The sequence below is a fragment of the Chryseobacterium sp. 22543 genome, assembly GCF_052044565.1.
Lineage (GTDB): Bacteria > Bacteroidota > Bacteroidia > Flavobacteriales > Weeksellaceae > Chryseobacterium.
Map to the genome: position 1 here is coordinate 865,857 of NZ_JBQENH010000002.1, position 18,786 is coordinate 884,642.

Sequence of the window (18,786 nt, forward strand, 5' to 3'; positions counted from 1 at the left end):
TAATGGGACAAAAAAATAAAATAAAAAAATTGATCAGTGCTGTTATTGCTTTGTCACTGAGTGTAACCTATATAAATGCTCAAATAGGAATAGGAGTACCCAATCCGTCAAATCCGCTTGAGGTTAAAACGGATGCCGGTAATATTATAGTTAATAGTTCCGGAAAATTGGGGACTATGGTTGCCAATCCCAAAGTAGCTTTGGATCTACGCGGCGGAACAAATAGTTCTGTGGCTATTGGAAATACTACGAAAACAGCTGCCCAGGCTGGGGCCGGAGCATTACGGTATATTGCAAGCCCGGCCATTGGGGTAAAGGGATATTTAGAATTTTCTGATGGTTCAAATTGGGTCAGTTTTTTTCCTAAAGGGAAACCGCGTATTATAGTAATGGCAAGTAAAACTACTCAGGATACCTATGTATTTGAAAGCGCAGTTCCTTCAGAAATAGGAACCAAATCCGGCATAGTGCAGAGAAGATCTTCTTATTTAACGAACTGGACTGAAAAATTAGACTCTGATTCTGGGGTTCCAACCTCAAATTTTGATCCGGCTACAGGTGAATTTACAGCACCACGCGATGGAGTTTATTTTGCAACATTTACTTTTGCATTACAATCCAGCCAGGTAAATACCGGGGCTAACAATCAAACAGAAGCTATTTGGGAAGTTAGAGATTCTGCCGGAACAATTACCCAAAGAATAAAAACAAATAATGGGTATGCTTCTGATACTGGAGCCAGTCCCAATGCCGTACCGGTAGGTTCAGCCTGTACAGTAAGTGTATACCTGAATAAAGGTAGCAAACTAAGACCTTTTACCTGGATTACAGTAGCATTTGATGGTACAACCAGCCAGTTTGATGTATCAGGAAGTGGAGCTTACAATGCGCTTACGATAGTTGAACAATAAAGATATTTTAATAAGTTTGAACAATCTGATTTTAATTTTTAAGTCTCCCAGCTTGATTGCGGGAGACTTTTTTTTGAATGAAAACGTAAACTTAAAATAAAAACCTGCAACTCATACGAATTACAGGTTTCTATTTTTGGAGAATACAGTGTTTTAACTTAAAATCTCACATGGTGCTATACAAATCACCCAGGGACATCTCTTTATTCCCGGAGGAGGGCAGCATGCTTCGGAACAACTTAATGCTCCGCCATTAATATTCTTCAACTGATCTCTTGAAATTTTTTTAGAATTTTTCATAGTCAAGTAATTGAATTAAACTAAAACTTAAGGTTGGTTTCCACCACCACATCCATCGTATGGCATACATTGCCACTTTCCGCCGATTAAGCAAAGCTGTCCGCCTCTGCAGTCAATTCCACCCTTGATTGTTTTCAAATCCTGTCTTTCGATTTTCTTTAAATTTTTCATAATAATATAGGTTTAGTTCTATTCGAAATTAATCAATTTTTATCAACTGTTGTAGAATTATCATGAAAATATTTATTTTCAATCAGTTTATTGTTTAATATTTTCCTTTAGAATTTCTATAATTAAACAAAATATAATGTATGTGAAGTAGGTTAAATAAGCCTTGTTAAAGGAATGCACAAAGAATTGATTTCTTTTGAGTAAAATCTTGTCTTGTGACAAGTTGGATTTCGTAATGACTTGCTAATTTTGGTTAAAAGTTTAATGACCAAATCTGATAATATTATGAAAAGTCTATTCAAATTCTCAACCCTATTGAAATCATTACTGATTTTAATGATTACCATTATCACATCACAGGTATGTGGACAAAAAGTGAAACCTTCTGAAAGTGGCTATGCACCTGCTAACGGCAGCAAAGTTTATTATGAAGTCTATGGTAAAGGGAAGCCCATCGTATTATTGCATGGTGCTTTCATGACTATTGATACCAATTGGGGACAGCTGATTCCTGAACTGTCAAAAAACAGGAAAGTAATCGCTGTTGAATTACAGGGACACGGGCATACTCCGTTTTCAGAACGAAAATTATCACATACTGCTTTGGCAAGTGATGTGACAGAGGTAATGAATTATCTGAAAATTGATAAGGCAGATGTGGCAGGATATAGCTTTGGGGGAGCAATCGCTTATCAGCTGGCAATACAAAGCCCGGAAAGGCTGAACAAACTAGTTATTATTTCTTCAACGTATAAAAATAGCGGCTGGCTTCCTGAAGTAAATAATGCATTTAAAGGAATGAAACCTGAACTCTTTATGAACAGCCCTATGCATACTGCTTATGATGCCGTAGCGCCTGATAAAACAAAATGGACAAAGTTTCTGGAGCAGATGATAGCCACAGCTGGACAGCCATTTGATCTGGGTGATGATAATATTTCTAAAATTTCAGCACCAGTTTTAATTATAGCAGGTGACAATGATGGATTGGATAAAACCGAACTATCAAAAACCTATAAATTATTGGGAGGTGGAGTGTCTGCAGATATGGGACCTATGCCAAAATCCCAATTGGCTATTGTTCCGGGGCAAAGCCATGTCAGCCTGATGATGCAGATAGCAACAATTCTGAACTATCTGAACAGCTTTTTACAATAATCAGATACAATATCATTTATAAATTGAATATCATGAGAAAAATAACTGTCATATCAATGATTACAATGGATGGTGTCATGCAGGCACCCGGCGGTCCTGAAGAAGATACATCCGAAAACTTTAAATATGGTGGATGGACTGTATCGTATAGTGATGAGCTTTTCGGTGAAATCATGCAGGAAGAAATGAAACAGACTGACTATCTTCTGGGAAGAAAAACATTCGATATTTTTTCATCTTACTGGCCTCAGCACGCTGAATTCTGGCCGGGAATCAACGAAGGGAATAAGTATATTCTGTCTCAGTCTATAGAGAATTCAGATTGGAAGAATACATTTTTTCTCAAAAATCTGGATGATATCCGGAAGCTTAAGCAATCAGAAGGTGCTGATATTCAGATTTGGGGCAGCAGCGAACTTATTCATCTGCTGTTGAAGAATGACCTTGTAGATGAACTTCGTCTAAAAATCTATCCGTTGATTCTTGGTGAAGGGAAAAAACTGTTTGACGATAATTCTGTTCCGGCTGCTTTTGCCCTCACGGAAAGCCATGTAACATCAAAAGGAGTTATTATAGCTAACTACAAACGTTCTGGTGAGATTGTGACAGGCAATGTTGAAATGTAAATAGAGGCCTTTCATTAATTTTTATTTTTTTACAACTGTTAAACCTACAATATGGATACGAAATTTGAAGCAGGAATAAATATTGCCATAAAAATTCCAAAAAGTAAATATGAAAAAACGGTAGTCTTTTACAGAGACATCCTAAAACTGAACGTCGAAGAAAAACCGATTAATAATCCAACGGTTTCCAGAACCCATGAGGTAAAATTCGGGAATAATATCATCTGGCTGGACTGTGTAGATAATTATACCCATTCCGAAACCTGGTTACAGCTTACAGTTCCTGATGTAGAGCAAGCTACAGAATACCTTCGGTCAAACGGAGTAGAAACCTGTGACGAAATTGAAGAGCTTCCCGAAAATATGCATTGGATTACCGATCCTGCCGGCACAGTCTTCAATCTACAGGAAAGAAAGTAGCAAAAGAAAGAAAGACGATGTAGAAAATTGCTTAGAATATGGTTTTAATCAAAAAATTAATATCTTTAACCATCAAATCATTAAATTTTAAACAATTCATGAAGACGAAAACATTAACTTTCATCTTAACCCTCTTTTTTCAACTGGTAAGTATCACTGCATTTTCTCAGAAAACAGCTGCTCTGAACTCTTTATTAGATAAAAATACAGAATTTATTTTTCCGCAGACTCCCGATAAAATATCAAAAGCACTGAACATAAAAACTGTTTTTTATGAAGATGCCAATGAAGAGAAATACGCGAAATGGCCTATGAAGACAGGATTGGAACTCTATTGCAGCCTGGGTAAAAACAATATTGTTGATGAGATGTTTTTTACCATTTCAGACAATAAATCCGTAGTGGTAGAAGGACTTCCATTTGGCCTTATCATGAATAAAAGTACATTGCAGGACAGCAAAACTAAGTTCAGTAAATACAATGCTAAAACGCAGAAACTTGGTGCAGACAGTGAATTTCCGGGAGGCTCAAAACTGATTTTTAAGAAAGGAAAACGGTTTGCAACCTTGTTTTTTGATAATAAAAATCTGCTAAAATCTTTAGGACTTACTACAGAACTTATTGATCCGGCTGTCAATTAATTTCAACAGCTTTCAAATACTATAAAATCCGTCACTTTTTTGGCGGATTTTTTCAATGTATTGAATGAAGTGCCACCGTGTAAAAATGATCTCTTTCATTCATCCGTAAAAATCCTCCATTCATTTCTTTATTTCCTGAGTTCATTGTTTTCTGATTGAACCACAGAAGCAGATAGAATAACTTTGACATATCAAAACAGAAATAATTAACATCATAAACTATGAACAGAGAATTAATTTTTTTAAGAACATTTGCTTTTACAGCAGTTATTGGAATTGTATTTTTAACAGCTTCAGCTTTCAAAACAGACGGACATGAGAAATTCACAGAGATTGATGTTGAAAGAATCAATATTGTTGAAAAAGACGGTACTGTAAAGATGATCATTACCAATGTAGAAAAATTTCCCAACGGAGAAGATAAAATAAACGGTAATCCTACCAATAAAACAAGAAAAAAACGCTCAGGAATGCTTTTCTTCAATGAAGACGGAATAGAATGTGGAGGTTTTATTTATGATGGGCAGAAAAATAAAAACGGGCACAGCTCGGGATTATCCCTTACTTATGATCAGTATAACGGTGATCAGGTAATGCAGCTTTTGACTCAGGATTATAAGAAAGGAGATAAAAGAGTAGTGGCAAGCGGGCTTTATTTCAATGACCGCCCATCAAAAGAATCACAAATAAAAACCGGGGAAATAATGGCAGAGCTGAACCAGATAAAAGATCCGGAAGCTGCTCAGAAAAAATATAAAGAATATGAACAGCAGGGACTGATTGGAGGAGCACCAAGAATGATGCTTGGGAAAACCAAAGATGAACATAACGGATTGTTTTTATTCGACAGTAAAGGCCAGCCGCGAGCCAGATTCTGTGTAGATAAAAATAACGAAGCAAAACTGGATTTCTTAGATGATGAAGGAAACGTTACCGCATCATTTCCTGAAAAGAAAAAAAAATAATACAAAGAAACAGCCCTGTAAAAATATAGGGCTATTTTTGCAAAAAAGACCATTCAGAAAGCCGATGAAAACCATTGTAAAACGGATTAATCAAAACAGGTATTTTCTTCTGTTTATCCTTTTGTTTGCCTATGTACAATCTATTCATACCCGTATTGGGATAAGAAGAACATTAGACTGGTATATTTTTACTCCGGAAGCTGCAGTTGTCACTCTTATTAGTGCCTGTATCTTGTTTTTTGTGATCGATTTTTTCATTAAAAACTGGCAGAAGTCATCAACATTCAGCATCACAGAAATCCTTAAAATATTCAGTTCATCACTGTTGACCTATCTTGTGGTGATGAAGATAATAGGCTTTTTGATTGCCTTTGCTTTTGGAAAGATTGAGAAGAATTTTAATCAGGAAGTTGTTATTCTTTCCACTTTTTCAGATTTGATCGGGGGCTTTATTTATGGAAGTTTTTTTCTGGCATACCGTTACTACAAAAAGAATACAGACTATCAGAAACAGCTTGCTCTTTATGATCATGCATTGTCTGAAAGTAAAATTAATCAGCTGAAAGCGCAGCTTAATCCTCATTTTTTGTTCAATAATCTCAATATTCTGGACCAGCTCATAGAAGAAGATAAACGAAAAGCTTCCGACTTTCTTAACGAATTTGCAGAGATATACCGCTATGTTTTAGATGTTTCCGATAAAAAATTAGTAGCAGTGGAAGAAGAGCTTGCTTTTGCAGAGAAATATTTTAATCTGATCCAGTACAAATACGGAAATGCCTATTCATTAGAAATAAATCATATAAGATCCCCAGGAAATATTATCCCGTTATCATTACAGCTGCTTTTGGAAAATGCAGTTCAGCATAATCTTGGAACGCTTACAAATCCAGTTGTAGTCACCATAAATCTGGATCAGACAATAACCGTTTCAAATAATGTTATACCGAAGCGTAACAGTAAAAAAACGTCTGGAAGAGCGTTGAACAATCTTAAAGAACAATATACGTTATTAACCGACCGACAGGTAGAAATATTAAAAACAGAAACCGGATTTTCAGTAACACTTCCTATAATTCCAGTATAAAAATATGATAAAAGTTATAATTATCGAAGACGAAATTCCTGCCAGAAACAAATTAAAACGTTTTATCAGCGAATTGGAAGAACCGGTTGAGATCGTTGCAGAGATTGATACCGTAGAAGAAGCCGTTACTTTTTTTAAAAATTCAACAGTAGACCTGATCTTTTCTGATATAGAATTATTGGATGGAAATGCCTTTGAAATCTACAGTCAGGTGAACATTTCAAGCCCGATAATTTTCACAACCGCTTACGATCAGTATTGGATGAATGCCTTTGAAAGTAATGGTATAGAATATCTTTTAAAACCATTTTCACAGGAACGTTTCCAAAAAGCATGGGGTAAATTTCTTTTATTAAGAACTTCTGCATCAGAACAGAATGATGTCCTGATAAAACTTCAGCAAATGCTCAATAACAGTCATCCAGAGAAAAAATATAAAAAAAGATTTACGGTCTCCTCACATCAGGGAACTTATTTTGTAAATACTGAAGAGATCACTTTCTTTGAAGCAGAAGAGGGAATTGTCTTTGCTTTTGATACTGCAGGAAAAAAACATCTGTTGAATGAATCTACACTAAAAGAAATTGAAAATCAGCTTAGTCCTTCGGATTTTTTCAGAATTAACCGAAGTGAAATCGTTCAGAAAATACATATTGAAAGGATAGAGCGTTACAACAGAAATACACAGTCTATCCAGATAAAAGGACATAAAATCCACCTTATCACAAGCCAGAGTAATACCTCTGCTTTCAGAAAATGGATTGAAGAATAAAGATTAAATTTTTGACTGAAAATGATATAAAAAAGATCATTTGAAGCCAGAAAATGAGCATCCATTATCGCTAAAAAAAAAGTTTTAAAAAACGCTTCAATTCCAGAATGAAAAACAATAACAAGTAGACAGTTTCTTTGAACTTGTCTGATTTTTTCACGACATATCTTGTGGATTTTGTAACAAAAAATGGGCAGGATAATCTAAATTATAATGTCTGTTGGGTGAAGAATGTATTTTTAATAATAACATAATCAATGGATTATGATTAAATAATTATTGTTTGCATAAAATATCTTTCATGTTTTTATAAAATACCTATATTTACCACCAAGGAGTTCTTAACATCTTCTTTATCAACCGAAACTGGTTACACTTAGCTGTGTCTTAAAAGGGAATCGTGTGCAAATCACGAACTGTCGCGCAACTGTAAGTAACATCAAGGTTTTTATCAAAAAAGGTCCACTGTATACCTCGTTATATGGGAAGGGCGATAAAAACTGTTACAAGTCAGGAGACCTGCCTATTTCGAATTGACGATGCTTTCGCGGTCTGAAGCTTATAGTCAGGTATGATACGATATGGATAACAGTGGGATCAATATATTTTGTCAGCTCGTGTTATTTTTGTGATGCAGATAAGTAGTGGAGCGGTATGCTCTTTCATTATCGTGTATTCATCGTATTTTTCCTTTTCCATATTTTTCTTTCTCACAGGCATTGTGAAGTTTATCAGGAACTTTTTATGAGGATTTAATCAATATAAAAAGTTAAAAAAATGTATCCATTCGATTTCGATTATTCATACAGCAGCAGACTTGGAAATAAACAGATTGGCACGGAGATAATGGCTCTGAATTCCGGATTACAAAAATCGATTAAAACAAATCAGTTACTTTTTGATTTCCTTTTTAACATATCATGCAATGCCGGTAGCTATTGTGATGCCTGTTCATGGTTTTCTGTAAAACAAATTTCAACTAAACAATAAATATTATAATGACTACAAGTGAAAGTTTGAAGTCTCCCGGTATGAAATTTCGGGAGGCCATGCGAAAAGAAAGTCCTCTTCAGATTGTTGGCACCATCAATGCCAATCATGCATTGTTAGCACAGCAGGTAGGTTTTAATGCAATTTATCTTTCAGGAGGCGGTGTTGCTGCGGGTTCTCTGGGGATTCCGGATCTAGGAATTACCACGCTGGAAGATGTATTGATTGATGTTCAGCGTATCACGAATGTTTGCGATGTACCGCTCATGGTAGATGTTGATACCGGATTCGGACCTTCAGCATTCAATGTGGCAAGAACTGTAAAGTCACTGATTAAAGCTGGAGCTGCGGCCCTCCATATTGAAGACCAGGTAGGGGCAAAACGCTGTGGACACCGCCCGGGAAAAGAAGTGGTAACCAAAGAAGAAATGGTAGACAGACTGAAAGCAGCGGTAGATGCCCGTACCGATGAAAATTTTGTAATTGGTGCCCGTACCGATGCATTTGCTAATGAAGGATTGGAAAAAACATTGGAAAGAGCAGCAGCTTATAAAGAAGCTGGAGCAGATTTTATTTTTGCAGAAGCCGTTCCTGACTTAAGCTTTTATCACAAGTTTGTTGAAGCTGCAGGAGTTCCAGTGCTGGCTAATATTACCGAATTCGGGATGATCAGAATGTACACGGTGGAAGAATTAAAAAATGCAGGCGTGGGACTGATCCTTTATCCGCTTTCTGCTTTCCGTGCTGCCAATAAAGCAGCTCAAAATGTATATGAACACCTTCGTAAAGACGGAACACAGATCAATGTATTGGATACTATGCAAACCAGGGAAGAACTCTATCAAAGCATCGGATACTATGACTACGAACAAAAATTAGACAACCTTTTTAAACAAAATAATTGATAATGTCAACTAACAGTGAACCCACATTTAAACCTAAAAAAAGCGTTGCGCTTTCAGGGGTAGCAGCAGGTAATACGGCTCTTTGCAGTGTCGGAAAAAGTGGAAACGATCTCCATTACAGAGGATATGATATTCTGGATCTGGCAGAGAAAGCACAGTTTGAAGAAGTAGCTTATCTTTTGATCTACGGCCAGCTGCCAACCGGAGCACAATTGAAAAACTATAAAGCCAAACTAAAATCTTTGAGAGGGCTACCTCATTCTGTGAGAAATATTCTTAAGAGTATTCCTGCAGCGGCTCATCCCATGGATGTCATGCGTTCCATGGTTTCTGCTATCGGAAGTATTCAGCCGGAAAAAGATGATCATAATATGGCGGGAGCAAGAGATATTGCAGACAAATTACTGGCATCTTTCAGCTCAGGTCTGTTATATTGGTATCATTATACCCATAATGGAAAAGAAATTGACGTAGAAACCGATGATGATACAATAGGAGGGCATTTCCTTCACCTGCTGCATGGGAAAAAACCTGCAGATTCCTGGGTAAAAGCAATGGAAATCTCGTTAAACCTCTATGCAGAACATGAATTTAATGCCTCAACATTTACCAGCCGTGTGATTGCCGGAACAGGATCTGATATTTACTCTGCAATTACCGGAGCAATTGGTGCTTTGAGAGGACCTAAACATGGTGGGGCAAATGAAGTTGCTTTTGAAATCCAAAGCCGCTACAATTCTCCTGATGAAGCAGAAAGCGATATTCGCAAGCGTATTGTGAACAAAGAAGTGATTATTGGCTTTGGACACCCGGTGTATACCATTTCAGATCCGAGAAACGTCGTGATTAAAAAAGTGGCGAAAGAACTTTCTGAAGAAGCAGGAGATATGCTGCTGTATAATATTGCTGAAAGATTGGAAACGATCATGTGGGAAGAAAAGAAAATGTTCCCGAATCTGGATTGGTTCTCCGCTGTTTCTTACCATCTGATGGGAGTGCCTACTCTGATGTTTACTCCGTTATTTGTCATTTCAAGAGTGACCGGATGGAGTGCTCATATTATAGAACAGAGACAGGATGGAAAGATTATCCGTCCAAGTGCCAATTATACAGGGCCTGAAAACAAAGAATTTGTGTCCATCAACGACCGGAAATAATGGAAAATAGAATGTCGGAAATGAAAAAACAATAATTCATTTTCAATTTTCCACTCTTAACTTTTAATTAATTAAAATTTTTCAATAATAAAAAATGAGTTCACACATCTCAAACGAAAGACCACAACCCGATCAGGTATTAACAGACATTGCAGACTATGTTTTAAATTACGAAATTAAAAATGACTTAGCATGGAAGACCGCTCACTACTGTCTTCTGGATACAATCGGCTGTGGGCTGGAAGCATTGACTTACCCGGCATGTACAAAACTTTTAGGACCTGTGGTAAAAGGGACAGTAGTTCCTAACGGCGCAAAAGTACCGGGTACCCAATTCCAGCTGGATCCCATTCAGGCAGCGTTCAATATCGGAGCGATCATCCGTTGGCTGGACTTCAATGATACATGGCTGGCAGCAGAATGGGGACATCCTTCTGATAACCTTGGAGGGATTCTGGCGACCGCAGACTGGTTATCCAGAACAAATATTGCAGAAGGAAAATCACCTTTAAAAATGAAACAGGTACTGGAAGCAATGATCATGGCTCACGAAATTCAGGGCGTAATGGCATTGGAAAATTCATTCAATAAAGTAGGACTGGATCACGTTTTATTGGTAAAATTAGCTTCCACAGCAGTTGTAGGAAAGCTGGTCGGATTAAACCGTGATGAAATTGTCAATGCCGTGTCACTGGCTTTTGTGGACGGACAGTCTTTAAGAACTTACCGTCACGCTCCCAATACAGGTTCCCGTAAATCATGGGCGGCAGGAGATGCTACCTCAAGGGCAGTACGTCTTGCCCTGATTGCAAAAACAGGAGAAATGGGCTATCCATCTGTATTGACAGCAAAAACATGGGGATTCTATGATGTTTCCTTCAAAGGGAATGAATTCAAATTCCAGAGAGAATACAGTTCTTATGTAATGGAAAATGTACTCTTTAAAATTTCTTTCCCTGCCGAATTTCACTCGCAGACTGCAGTAGAAGCCGCAATGACATTACACGCAACTTTAAGAGGCCTTGGAAAAACAACAAATGATATCAAAAAAATTACCATCCGTACCCATGAAGCTGCTATTAGAATTATTGACAAAAAAGGTCCGTTAAATAACCCTGCTGACCGTGACCACTGCATCCAATATATGGTGGCTGTACCATTGATCTATGGAAGACTTACGGCTGCCGATTATGAAGATAACATCGCTTCAGATCCAAGAATTGATGCACTTCGTGACAAAATTGAATGTGTGGAAGATGTTCAGTTTACTGCAGATTATCATGATCCGGAAAAACGCTCCATTGCCAATGCGATGACGGTAGAACTTAATGACGGAACTGTTTTAGACGAAATAGTGGTAGAATATCCTATTGGTCACAAACGAAGAAGAGACGAAGGTATTCCTGAACTGATCAAGAAATATAAAGTTAATCTTGCTCGTATTTTCCCGGAAAAACAACAAAGAACAATCCTTGAAAATTCATTGGAATATGACACATTAGTGAATCTTAACGTCAATGAATTTGTAGATCTTTTAGTCATTTAAAATCAAAAGAGATGGAGAATTGAATATCAAAACGTTTTTAAAGAATAGTCGATATTTTTTTGAAAAATGATCAGTTCTCCATTCTCATTTTTATGATTAAAACTTTCAATGCTCCATTTTAATTAAAAAAACTATGTCACAAAAAATAAAAATATTAATCAATGGAAATTTTACAGAAAGTAAAACGAAAAACTATCTTCCTGTAGAAAATCCTGCTTCACAGGAGATTCTGGCAGAAGTTCCTCTCACGGAATTGTCTGAAATAGATGAAGCTATTGAAGCCGCTGCAGAAGCTTTCAAAATATGGAAAGAAGTTGCCACTCCGGAAAGAGCAAGACTATTTCTGAAATACCAGCATCTTTTAAAAGAACATCAAAAAGAAATTGCGGAAATCCTTTCCAAAGAAAACGGAAAAACCTTTGCAGATGCTATGGGAGATGTTTGGCGCGGCATAGAAGTCGTAGAGCATGCCTGTAATATTCCGACCCTGATGATGGGGGAAACAGTAGAAAACGTAGCAAGAGGAGTAGATACCTACAGTTACATTCAGCCTCTTGGGGTCTGTGCAGGAATTACTCCTTTCAACTTCCCGGCCATGATTCCTTTGTGGATGTTTCCTATGGCGATAGCATGCGGTAATACCTTTATCTTAAAACCTTCAGAGCAGACTCCTATGACCTCCATGAAAATGGCAGAACTGTTTTTGGAGGCAGGTTTTCCTAAAGGTGTTTTAAATATTGTTCACGGTACCAAAGATCAGGTAAATCATATTTTGAATCATGCCGACATCAGGGCTATTTCATTTGTAGGCTCTGTACCGGTTGCAGAACATGTCTACCGCACCGGAACCGATAATCTCAAAAGAGTTCAGGCTTTTGGCGGAGCTAAAAATCATATGGTAGTTATGCCCGATGCCAATAAAAGTCAGGTGATTAATAATCTGGTAGGAGCTTCCTGTGGTGCGGCCGGTCAGCGTTGTATGGCGATCAGTGTGGCTGTATTGGTAGGAGAGTCTCAAAATTGGATAGAAGATATTAAAACTGCTTTAAGTACAGTAAAGCCAGGGGTCTGGTCTGATGAATCAGCTGCATTTGGCCCATTGATCAATAAGCAATCTAAAGAGAAAGTAGTAAGGTTGATCAAAAGTGCCTACGATCAGGGAGCAGAAGTCCTCCTGGATGGAAGCAGCTATACCGTAGAAGGCTATGAAAACGGATATTTTGTAGGCCCTACCTTATTTAGCAGTGTTTCTGTGGATATGGACATCTACAAAGAAGAAATTTTCGGGCCGGCATTGCTGTTATTAAAGGCAGAAACCTTAGATGAAGCGATAAGGATCATTAATGAAAACCCATACGGAAACGGAACCTCAATTTTTACTAATTCAGGAGCCGCTGCAAGAAAATTCCAGCATGAAATTGAAGTAGGGCAGATTGGTGTCAACCTTCCGATTCCTGTTCCGCTGCCATTTTTCTCTTTTACGGGATGGCGGAAATCATTCTTTGGCGATCTGCACTCTTATGGAAAACAAGGCGTTCGTTTCTATACCGAAACCAAAACCATTACCGCCCGCTGGTTTGAAGAAGATGTGCCGGGAGGAAGTGTGAATATGACCATCAACTTAAAATAATGTAAAACGGATAATTGAGATAATTAGCCTTCTCAATGATCCATTTTTTTACATTCAATTATTCATTCTCAATTCAAATAAATTTTCAATTTAATACTATGGAGTTTAACCTAAATGAAGATCAGCTGGCATTTCAGGATGCTGCGAGAAAGTTTGCTGAAAAAGAGCTGTTTCCATATGCTTCAGAATGGGATGCTGAAAAGAAATTTCCCAAAGAAGCTATTGTTAAGGCCGGAGAATTGGGCTTCTGTGGTATATACACCAGTGAAGAAGCCGGAGGATTGGGACTATCACGGTTGGATGCTGCCATTATATTTGAAGAATTAGCAGCAGCATGTCCTTCTACTACAGCCTATATTACCATACACAACATGGTTTCATGGATGGTTGATGAATTTGGAACTGATGAAATCAGGAAAAAATTATGTCCGGATCTGGCATCAGGCAGACTCTTGGGCTCCTATTGCCTTACTGAACCAGGCTCAGGCTCAGATGCAGCAGGTTTGAAAACAACAGCCGTCAAAAAAGGAAATAAATATAGTATTAATGGAACCAAAGCATTTATCTCCGGGGCAGGTGAAAGTGATATATTAATTGTCATGGCCCGTACGGGAGAATCTGGCACCAAAGGAATCAGTGCATTTGTAGTACCTGCAGATGCTCCGGGAATCAGTTTTGGAGAAAAAGAAAAAAAGCTGGGCTGGAATACACAGCCGACCCGTTTTGTGTTTTTAGATCATGTGGAAGTAGAAGAGAAATATCTTTTAGGTACATTAGGGGAAGGATTTAAAATAGCTCTGAAAGGATTGGACGGAGGCCGCATCAATATTGGCACATGTTCCGTAGGAGCAGCACAGGGAGCAATCAATCAGGCTCAGCGCTATATGCATGAAAGGCAGCAGTTCGGAAAATCTTTGGCCCAGTTTCAGTCTCTTCAATTTAAAATTGCAGATATGGTGACGGAGTTGGTCGCAGCCCGTCAAATGGTACAGTTGGCAGCATTTAAGCTTGATTCCAAAGATCCCAATGCCACTACTTATTGTGCCATGGCGAAAAGATTGGCTACGGATATGAGCTTTAATATATGCAACGAGGCCCTTCAGATCTTAGGCGGCTATGGCTGTACACAGGATTTTCCGGTTGAAAGGCTGATGCGTGATGCCAGAGTACATCAGGTAGTGGAAGGAACCAATGAAATTATGAAACTCGTGATTTCAAGAAAGATCCTTGAAGAAGGAGCCACTTTACAAATAAGATGATAAACAGAGTTTTCATATTTAACTTAGAAGCTGTTTAAACTTTATTATTAATTATTTTAACCACAAAAGACACAAAAGCTTTTATTTTAAAACACTTTAGTTCACTTAAGTAAGGCTAAAATGATGTCTCAGAAAAGCTCACATAAGATGAAAGTCAAAGATTTTCACAAAACTTAGGTGTACTTTTTATCCATAAAGCCAGGCACTAAAGAAACTTAAGTGTTTAAAACTTTTGTGACTTTTGTGGTTTGATAAAGTTTAGACAACTTTTTAATAATAATTTTCAATTTTCAACTCTCAATTTTTAATTAAATACCATGAGTGTAATTATAACAGAAATAAAAAATAAGGTCGGGATTATTACTCTGAACTCTGAGAAAACCCTCAATTCGCTGTCATTGGAAATGATAGAAGAACTGAAAGTTATCTTGGAAAACTGGAAGACTTCTGATGAAGTAGCCTGTATATTCCTTCAGGGAGCTGGCGAAAAAGCATTCTGTGCAGGTGGTGATGTAAGAAAATTACATGATGCTATTATTGCGCAGCGTAAAGTAGATGCTTCAAAGGTTCCACAGGACTGTTTCGACTTCTTTTCAAAAGAATATCAGGTAGACTATGCCATTCATACCTATCCAAAACCTGTCATCGTCTGGGGACACGGAATCGTTATGGGAGGCGGAATTGGTTTAATGGTAGGAGCCTCACACCGCATCGTTACAGAAAAAAGTAAACTGGCAATGCCTGAAATTACAATTGGACTGTATCCTGATGTAGGGGGAACCTGCTTTTTGAATAAAATGCCTTCCGCCTATGGAGTTTATTTAGGATTAACAGGCGCAAGACTGGATGGAGCAGACTGTAAATTCTTAGGACTGGCAGATTATTTTATAGAATCTTCCTCAAAAGAAACTGTTCTGAATGCCCTTCAACAGGTAGACTGGGACGGAGCATCTCATAAAACTGTTTCCCATATTCTCGAAAATATTTCAAAAGAAGTCATTATTCCTGAGTCTCAGGCGGAATTACACGCTTCTTTTATCAAGCAGTTTGAAGAAATCAACTCTCTGGAAGATTTCAGAAAAATATTGATCAGCCATAATGATAAAGATGAATGGATTAATAACGGTGTGAAAAGCTTTGAAGCCGGATCTCCAAGTTCAGCACACATTATTTTCAGACAATTGAAACAAGGTAAAGATCTAAGTCTTGGAGAGGTTTTTCAATCTGAACTGAATCTGTCGTGTCAGTGCTGTATCCACCCTGATTTTGCAGAAGGAGTAAGAGCATTATTGGTAGACAAAGACATGTCTCCGAAATGGCATCCCGCAACATGGGAAGAGATTACGGAAGAATGGATAGATTCTTACTTTAAAGAATTGAAAATGGAAAATGAAACATTGAGAATGGAGATTTAAGTATTGAAAATAAGACTTTTATGACATCCATAGATGTTTTTAATCAATAGAGAACTTTGAACCCTCAACTTTAAACTTTAAACTTTAAACTAAAAATTATGTCAAATATAGCATTCATAGGATTAGGAAATATGGGTGGGCCAATGGCTATTAACCTGATCAAAAAAGGTCATCACGTTGTGGGTTTTGACCTTTCGGAGAAAGCTTTGAAAATACTGGTGTCAGAAGGAGGAAAGGCTGCAGGATCTGCTGTGGCCGCTTCTGAGGATGCAGATGTAGTGATTTCAATGCTGCCTTCCGGAAAACACGTAGCTGATCTTTATTCAGAAGATTTTATAAACAGCCTGAAACCAAACACATTATTAATTGACAGCAGTACCATTGATGCAGTTACAGCCCGTACAGTGGCTGAACTTGCTGTTTCAAAAGGCTGCAGAATGATAGATGCACCCGTTTCCGGAGGAACTGCCGGAGCTCAGGCAGGTACACTCACCTTTATTGTGGGTGGTAAACAGGATGACTACGAAAAAGCCAGGCCGATACTCAAGTGTATGGGACAGAATATATTTCATGCCGGAGAATCCGGGGCGGGTCAGGTTGCTAAGATCTGTAATAATATGCTGTTGGCCATTCACATGATCGGAACTTCAGAAGCTATCAATCTGGGGGTGAAACATGGTCTTAATCCTCAGGTTTTAAGTGAGATTATGCAGAAGAGTTCCGGGAAAAACTGGTCCTTGGATGTTTATAATCCCTATCCGGGAGTAATGGAAAATGCTCCGGCTTCCCGTAATTATTCTGGTGGTTTTGCCGTAGACCTGATGACAAAAGATCTGGGCCTTGCTGCAGAAGCGGGTTTGGAAACCAAAACATCTACACCTCTTGGCAATACCGCATTGAATTTGTACAGAATGTGGAGCGAATCCGGAAATGGAAAAACAGACTTTTCAAGTATTATTCAATTTCTAAACAGAGACCTTTAAAAATTGAATAGAAGGTAAATACTGTCTATGATTACTTTTTAATAATTATCAACTATCAATTAAAAAAATGACTTTCGAAACATTATTATATCAACAAAACGGACCTGTCGGAACGCTGACGATAAACCGTCCGCAGGCATTAAACTCCTTGAATGAACAGGTTTTACAGGAACTGAAATCATTTGCCAGCAAGATAAGATCAGATAAAAATATCAGAGTATTAATTATTACCGGTTCCGGGGAAAAAGCTTTTGTTGCAGGGGCTGACATTAAAGCCATGCAGCAAATGACTCCCGCAGAAGCAGAGACTTTTTCTATTGCTGCACAAACTGCTTTTAATGCTATTGAAGAACTTCCGTTTGCTGTGATAGCTGCTGTGAACGGTTTTGCATTGGGAGGAGGGTGTGAACTGGCATTATCCTGTGATATTATCCTGGCTAGCGGGAAAGCAAAATTTGGACTCCCTGAAGTGACATTAGGATTATTGCCTTGTTTTGGCGGAACCCAGCGTCTGCCAAGAGCTATCGGATTATACAAAGCAAGGGAAATGGTTTTCTCCGGAGAATTTTATTCCGCAGAAGCTTGTAAAGATTTTGGTTTTGTCAATCATGTTTTTGCGCCCGAAGAATTACTCAACGAAGCTCAAAAACTGGCAGAAACAATTGCCGCAAGAGGACCTGTAGCTGTGGCAAAAGCGAAACAGTCTTTAAATACAGGATTTGAACTGCACATTACGGATGGGTTAAAACAGGAAGCTGCATTATTCGGAGAGTTGTTTACAACAGAAGACCACCATGAAGGTATCGGGGCATTTATAGAAAAAAGAACCCCGGACTTTAAAGGAAATTAATACATTGGAAGATAGAGAATTGAAAATAGCATGGTTTAAGTTAAGTATCATTTTCCATTTTCAATTCTCAATTTTTCATTTTTATTATATGGTGATTCCATGATTGTTTTTCACCTCAGCCATGACAAACGTACTGTGAGTGCTCCCTATAGAATCTACAGATCCCAGTTTATTAAACACAAAATCCTGGTAATGTTTCATATCCCGTACCTGAACTTTCAGAAGAAAATCAAAATCTCCGGAAATATTGTAGCATTCTGCAACTTCTTCAATTTCTAAAATTTCTTTCACAAAATCATAACCTACAGATCGGTCGTGAATTTTCAGCTTAATCTGACAGAAAACCGTAAACCCACGGTTGAGTTTTTCAGCATCAAGAACAGCGGCATATCTTTTCACAAACCCTTCCTGTTCCAATCTTTTTACTCTTTCAAAAACAGGTGACGTGGAGAGGTTCACTTCTTTAGCAAGCTCTTTAACGGTCAGTTTTGCATTTTTCTGGAGCAGCCTCAGCAGCTGTACATCCTTATCATCGAGTTGTTCCACAGAATATTATTCTTTTAGATTATAAAAACAGTCAAATGTAAAGAATTATATGCTTTTTACTGTGTTTTTTAAAGTTTATTTTGCTTAATTAATTAGCTTTTATTGTATGTTTATTCTGTATTGTTAATTTTACACAAGATTAAAAACTTTTACTGATGACTATCATTACAGGTAAAAGTACAGTTCTTTAGAGATACTTCATCAAACAGGAAAGGTTTTACGTAACGTAGATTAATAGGGAATCGTGTGAGAATCACGAGCTGTCGCGCAACTGTAAGTAACATACCAAAGGTTTCTGTCCTTATATATCCACTGCCAAAAGCGGGAAGGATGATGGAAACTGTTACAAGTCAGGAGACCTGCCTTTACTGAATTGACGATGCTTTCGCGGTCTGAAGCTTTGGGTCATACAGATGATATATCGGATTTATACACTTTCTCTGTAAGGGAATTG

General features: G+C 37.8%; 19 protein-coding genes and 2 riboswitches. Of the genes, 16 read left to right on the plus strand and 3 right to left on the minus strand.

Annotation, left to right across the window (positions count from 1 at the left end; all coding sequences use genetic code 11):
- The first annotated feature begins 2 nt into the window (after positions 1 to 2).
- Positions 3 to 911: a hypothetical protein gene (locus tag ACTJIP_RS09695; protein WP_228408688.1), complete on the plus strand. Its 909-nt coding sequence runs from the start codon at positions 3 to 5 to the stop codon at positions 909 to 911.
- A 153-nt stretch (positions 912 to 1,064) separates the two neighbouring features.
- On the opposite strand, the gene ACTJIP_RS09700 is transcribed toward ACTJIP_RS09695, so the two are convergent.
- Both ACTJIP_RS09700 and ACTJIP_RS09705 read right to left on the minus strand, forming a co-directional pair.
- Positions 1,065 to 1,211, minus strand: a complete 147-nt coding sequence (locus ACTJIP_RS09700) for a bacteriocin-like protein (RefSeq protein WP_167375285.1) — start codon at positions 1,209 to 1,211, stop codon at positions 1,065 to 1,067.
- Positions 1,212 to 1,238: 27 nt separating this feature from the next.
- Positions 1,239 to 1,382, minus strand: a complete 144-nt coding sequence (locus ACTJIP_RS09705) for a bacteriocin-like protein (protein WP_175627206.1) — start codon at positions 1,380 to 1,382, stop codon at positions 1,239 to 1,241.
- A 285-nt stretch (positions 1,383 to 1,667) separates the two neighbouring features.
- Here ACTJIP_RS09705 and ACTJIP_RS09710 point away from each other — a divergent pair, with 285 nt between their 5' ends.
- From ACTJIP_RS09710 to ACTJIP_RS09780, 15 genes are all read left to right on the plus strand, one after another.
- On the plus strand, positions 1,668 to 2,540 hold the full coding sequence (locus ACTJIP_RS09710) for an alpha/beta fold hydrolase (RefSeq protein WP_440704498.1): 873 nt from the start codon (positions 1,668 to 1,670) through the stop codon (positions 2,538 to 2,540).
- Positions 2,541 to 2,572: 32 nt separating this feature from the next.
- Complete coding sequence (locus ACTJIP_RS09715) at positions 2,573 to 3,166, plus strand: dihydrofolate reductase family protein (protein ID WP_440704499.1); 594 nt, start codon at positions 2,573 to 2,575, stop codon at positions 3,164 to 3,166.
- Positions 3,167 to 3,217: 51 nt separating this feature from the next.
- Positions 3,218 to 3,586, plus strand: a complete 369-nt coding sequence (locus ACTJIP_RS09720; protein WP_077414601.1) for a hypothetical protein — start codon at positions 3,218 to 3,220, stop codon at positions 3,584 to 3,586.
- A gap of 98 nt (positions 3,587 to 3,684) precedes the next feature.
- Positions 3,685 to 4,227 (plus strand): hypothetical protein, encoded by a 543-nt coding sequence (locus ACTJIP_RS09725; protein WP_139348477.1) that lies wholly within the window; start codon positions 3,685 to 3,687, stop codon positions 4,225 to 4,227.
- Positions 4,228 to 4,448: 221 nt separating this feature from the next.
- Positions 4,449 to 5,192, plus strand: coding sequence for a hypothetical protein (locus ACTJIP_RS09730; protein ID WP_219072547.1), 744 nt, complete (start codon positions 4,449 to 4,451; stop codon positions 5,190 to 5,192).
- 37 nt (positions 5,193 to 5,229) lie between these two features.
- Positions 5,230 to 6,279 (plus strand): sensor histidine kinase, encoded by a 1,050-nt coding sequence (locus ACTJIP_RS09735; RefSeq protein ID WP_175627204.1) that lies wholly within the window; start codon positions 5,230 to 5,232, stop codon positions 6,277 to 6,279.
- 4 nt (positions 6,280 to 6,283) lie between these two features.
- Entirely contained in the window at positions 6,284 to 7,051 is a 768-nt protein-coding gene (locus tag ACTJIP_RS09740) for a LytR/AlgR family response regulator transcription factor (protein WP_180565676.1), read from the plus strand.
- 350 nt (positions 7,052 to 7,401) lie between these two features.
- Positions 7,402 to 7,592, plus strand: a riboswitch (cobalamin riboswitch).
- Positions 7,593 to 8,049: 457 nt separating this feature from the next.
- Complete coding sequence (gene prpB / locus ACTJIP_RS09745; RefSeq protein WP_180565677.1) at positions 8,050 to 8,946, plus strand: methylisocitrate lyase; 897 nt, start codon at positions 8,050 to 8,052, stop codon at positions 8,944 to 8,946.
- 2 nt (positions 8,947 to 8,948) lie between these two features.
- Complete coding sequence (gene prpC, locus ACTJIP_RS09750) at positions 8,949 to 10,103, plus strand: bifunctional 2-methylcitrate synthase/citrate synthase (RefSeq protein WP_077414587.1); 1,155 nt, start codon at positions 8,949 to 8,951, stop codon at positions 10,101 to 10,103.
- Between the two features lie 94 nt (positions 10,104 to 10,197).
- Complete coding sequence (locus ACTJIP_RS09755) at positions 10,198 to 11,649, plus strand: bifunctional 2-methylcitrate dehydratase/aconitate hydratase (protein WP_219072549.1); 1,452 nt, start codon at positions 10,198 to 10,200, stop codon at positions 11,647 to 11,649.
- 133 nt (positions 11,650 to 11,782) lie between these two features.
- On the plus strand, positions 11,783 to 13,279 hold the full coding sequence (locus tag ACTJIP_RS09760) for a CoA-acylating methylmalonate-semialdehyde dehydrogenase (protein ID WP_219072550.1): 1,497 nt from the start codon (positions 11,783 to 11,785) through the stop codon (positions 13,277 to 13,279).
- A 98-nt stretch (positions 13,280 to 13,377) separates the two neighbouring features.
- Positions 13,378 to 14,538, plus strand: a complete 1,161-nt coding sequence (locus ACTJIP_RS09765) for an acyl-CoA dehydrogenase family protein (protein ID WP_077414581.1) — start codon at positions 13,378 to 13,380, stop codon at positions 14,536 to 14,538.
- A 317-nt stretch (positions 14,539 to 14,855) separates the two neighbouring features.
- Positions 14,856 to 15,953 carry an enoyl-CoA hydratase/isomerase family protein gene (locus tag ACTJIP_RS09770; RefSeq protein ID WP_440704500.1) on the plus strand — a complete coding sequence of 366 codons (1,098 nt, stop codon included), beginning with the start codon at positions 14,856 to 14,858 and terminating at the stop codon, positions 15,951 to 15,953.
- A gap of 98 nt (positions 15,954 to 16,051) precedes the next feature.
- Complete coding sequence (gene mmsB, locus ACTJIP_RS09775; RefSeq protein WP_428168152.1) at positions 16,052 to 16,936, plus strand: 3-hydroxyisobutyrate dehydrogenase; 885 nt, start codon at positions 16,052 to 16,054, stop codon at positions 16,934 to 16,936.
- A gap of 67 nt (positions 16,937 to 17,003) precedes the next feature.
- Positions 17,004 to 17,786, plus strand: a complete 783-nt coding sequence (locus tag ACTJIP_RS09780; protein ID WP_077414575.1) for an enoyl-CoA hydratase/isomerase family protein — start codon at positions 17,004 to 17,006, stop codon at positions 17,784 to 17,786.
- 84 nt (positions 17,787 to 17,870) lie between these two features.
- Here the strand turns inward: ACTJIP_RS09780 and ACTJIP_RS09785 are convergent, their stop codons facing one another.
- Entirely contained in the window at positions 17,871 to 18,332 is a 462-nt protein-coding gene (locus tag ACTJIP_RS09785; protein ID WP_047375447.1) for an Lrp/AsnC family transcriptional regulator, read from the minus strand.
- A 195-nt stretch (positions 18,333 to 18,527) separates the two neighbouring features.
- Positions 18,528 to 18,713, plus strand: a riboswitch (cobalamin riboswitch).
- The last annotated feature ends 73 nt before the right edge of the window (positions 18,714 to 18,786 follow it).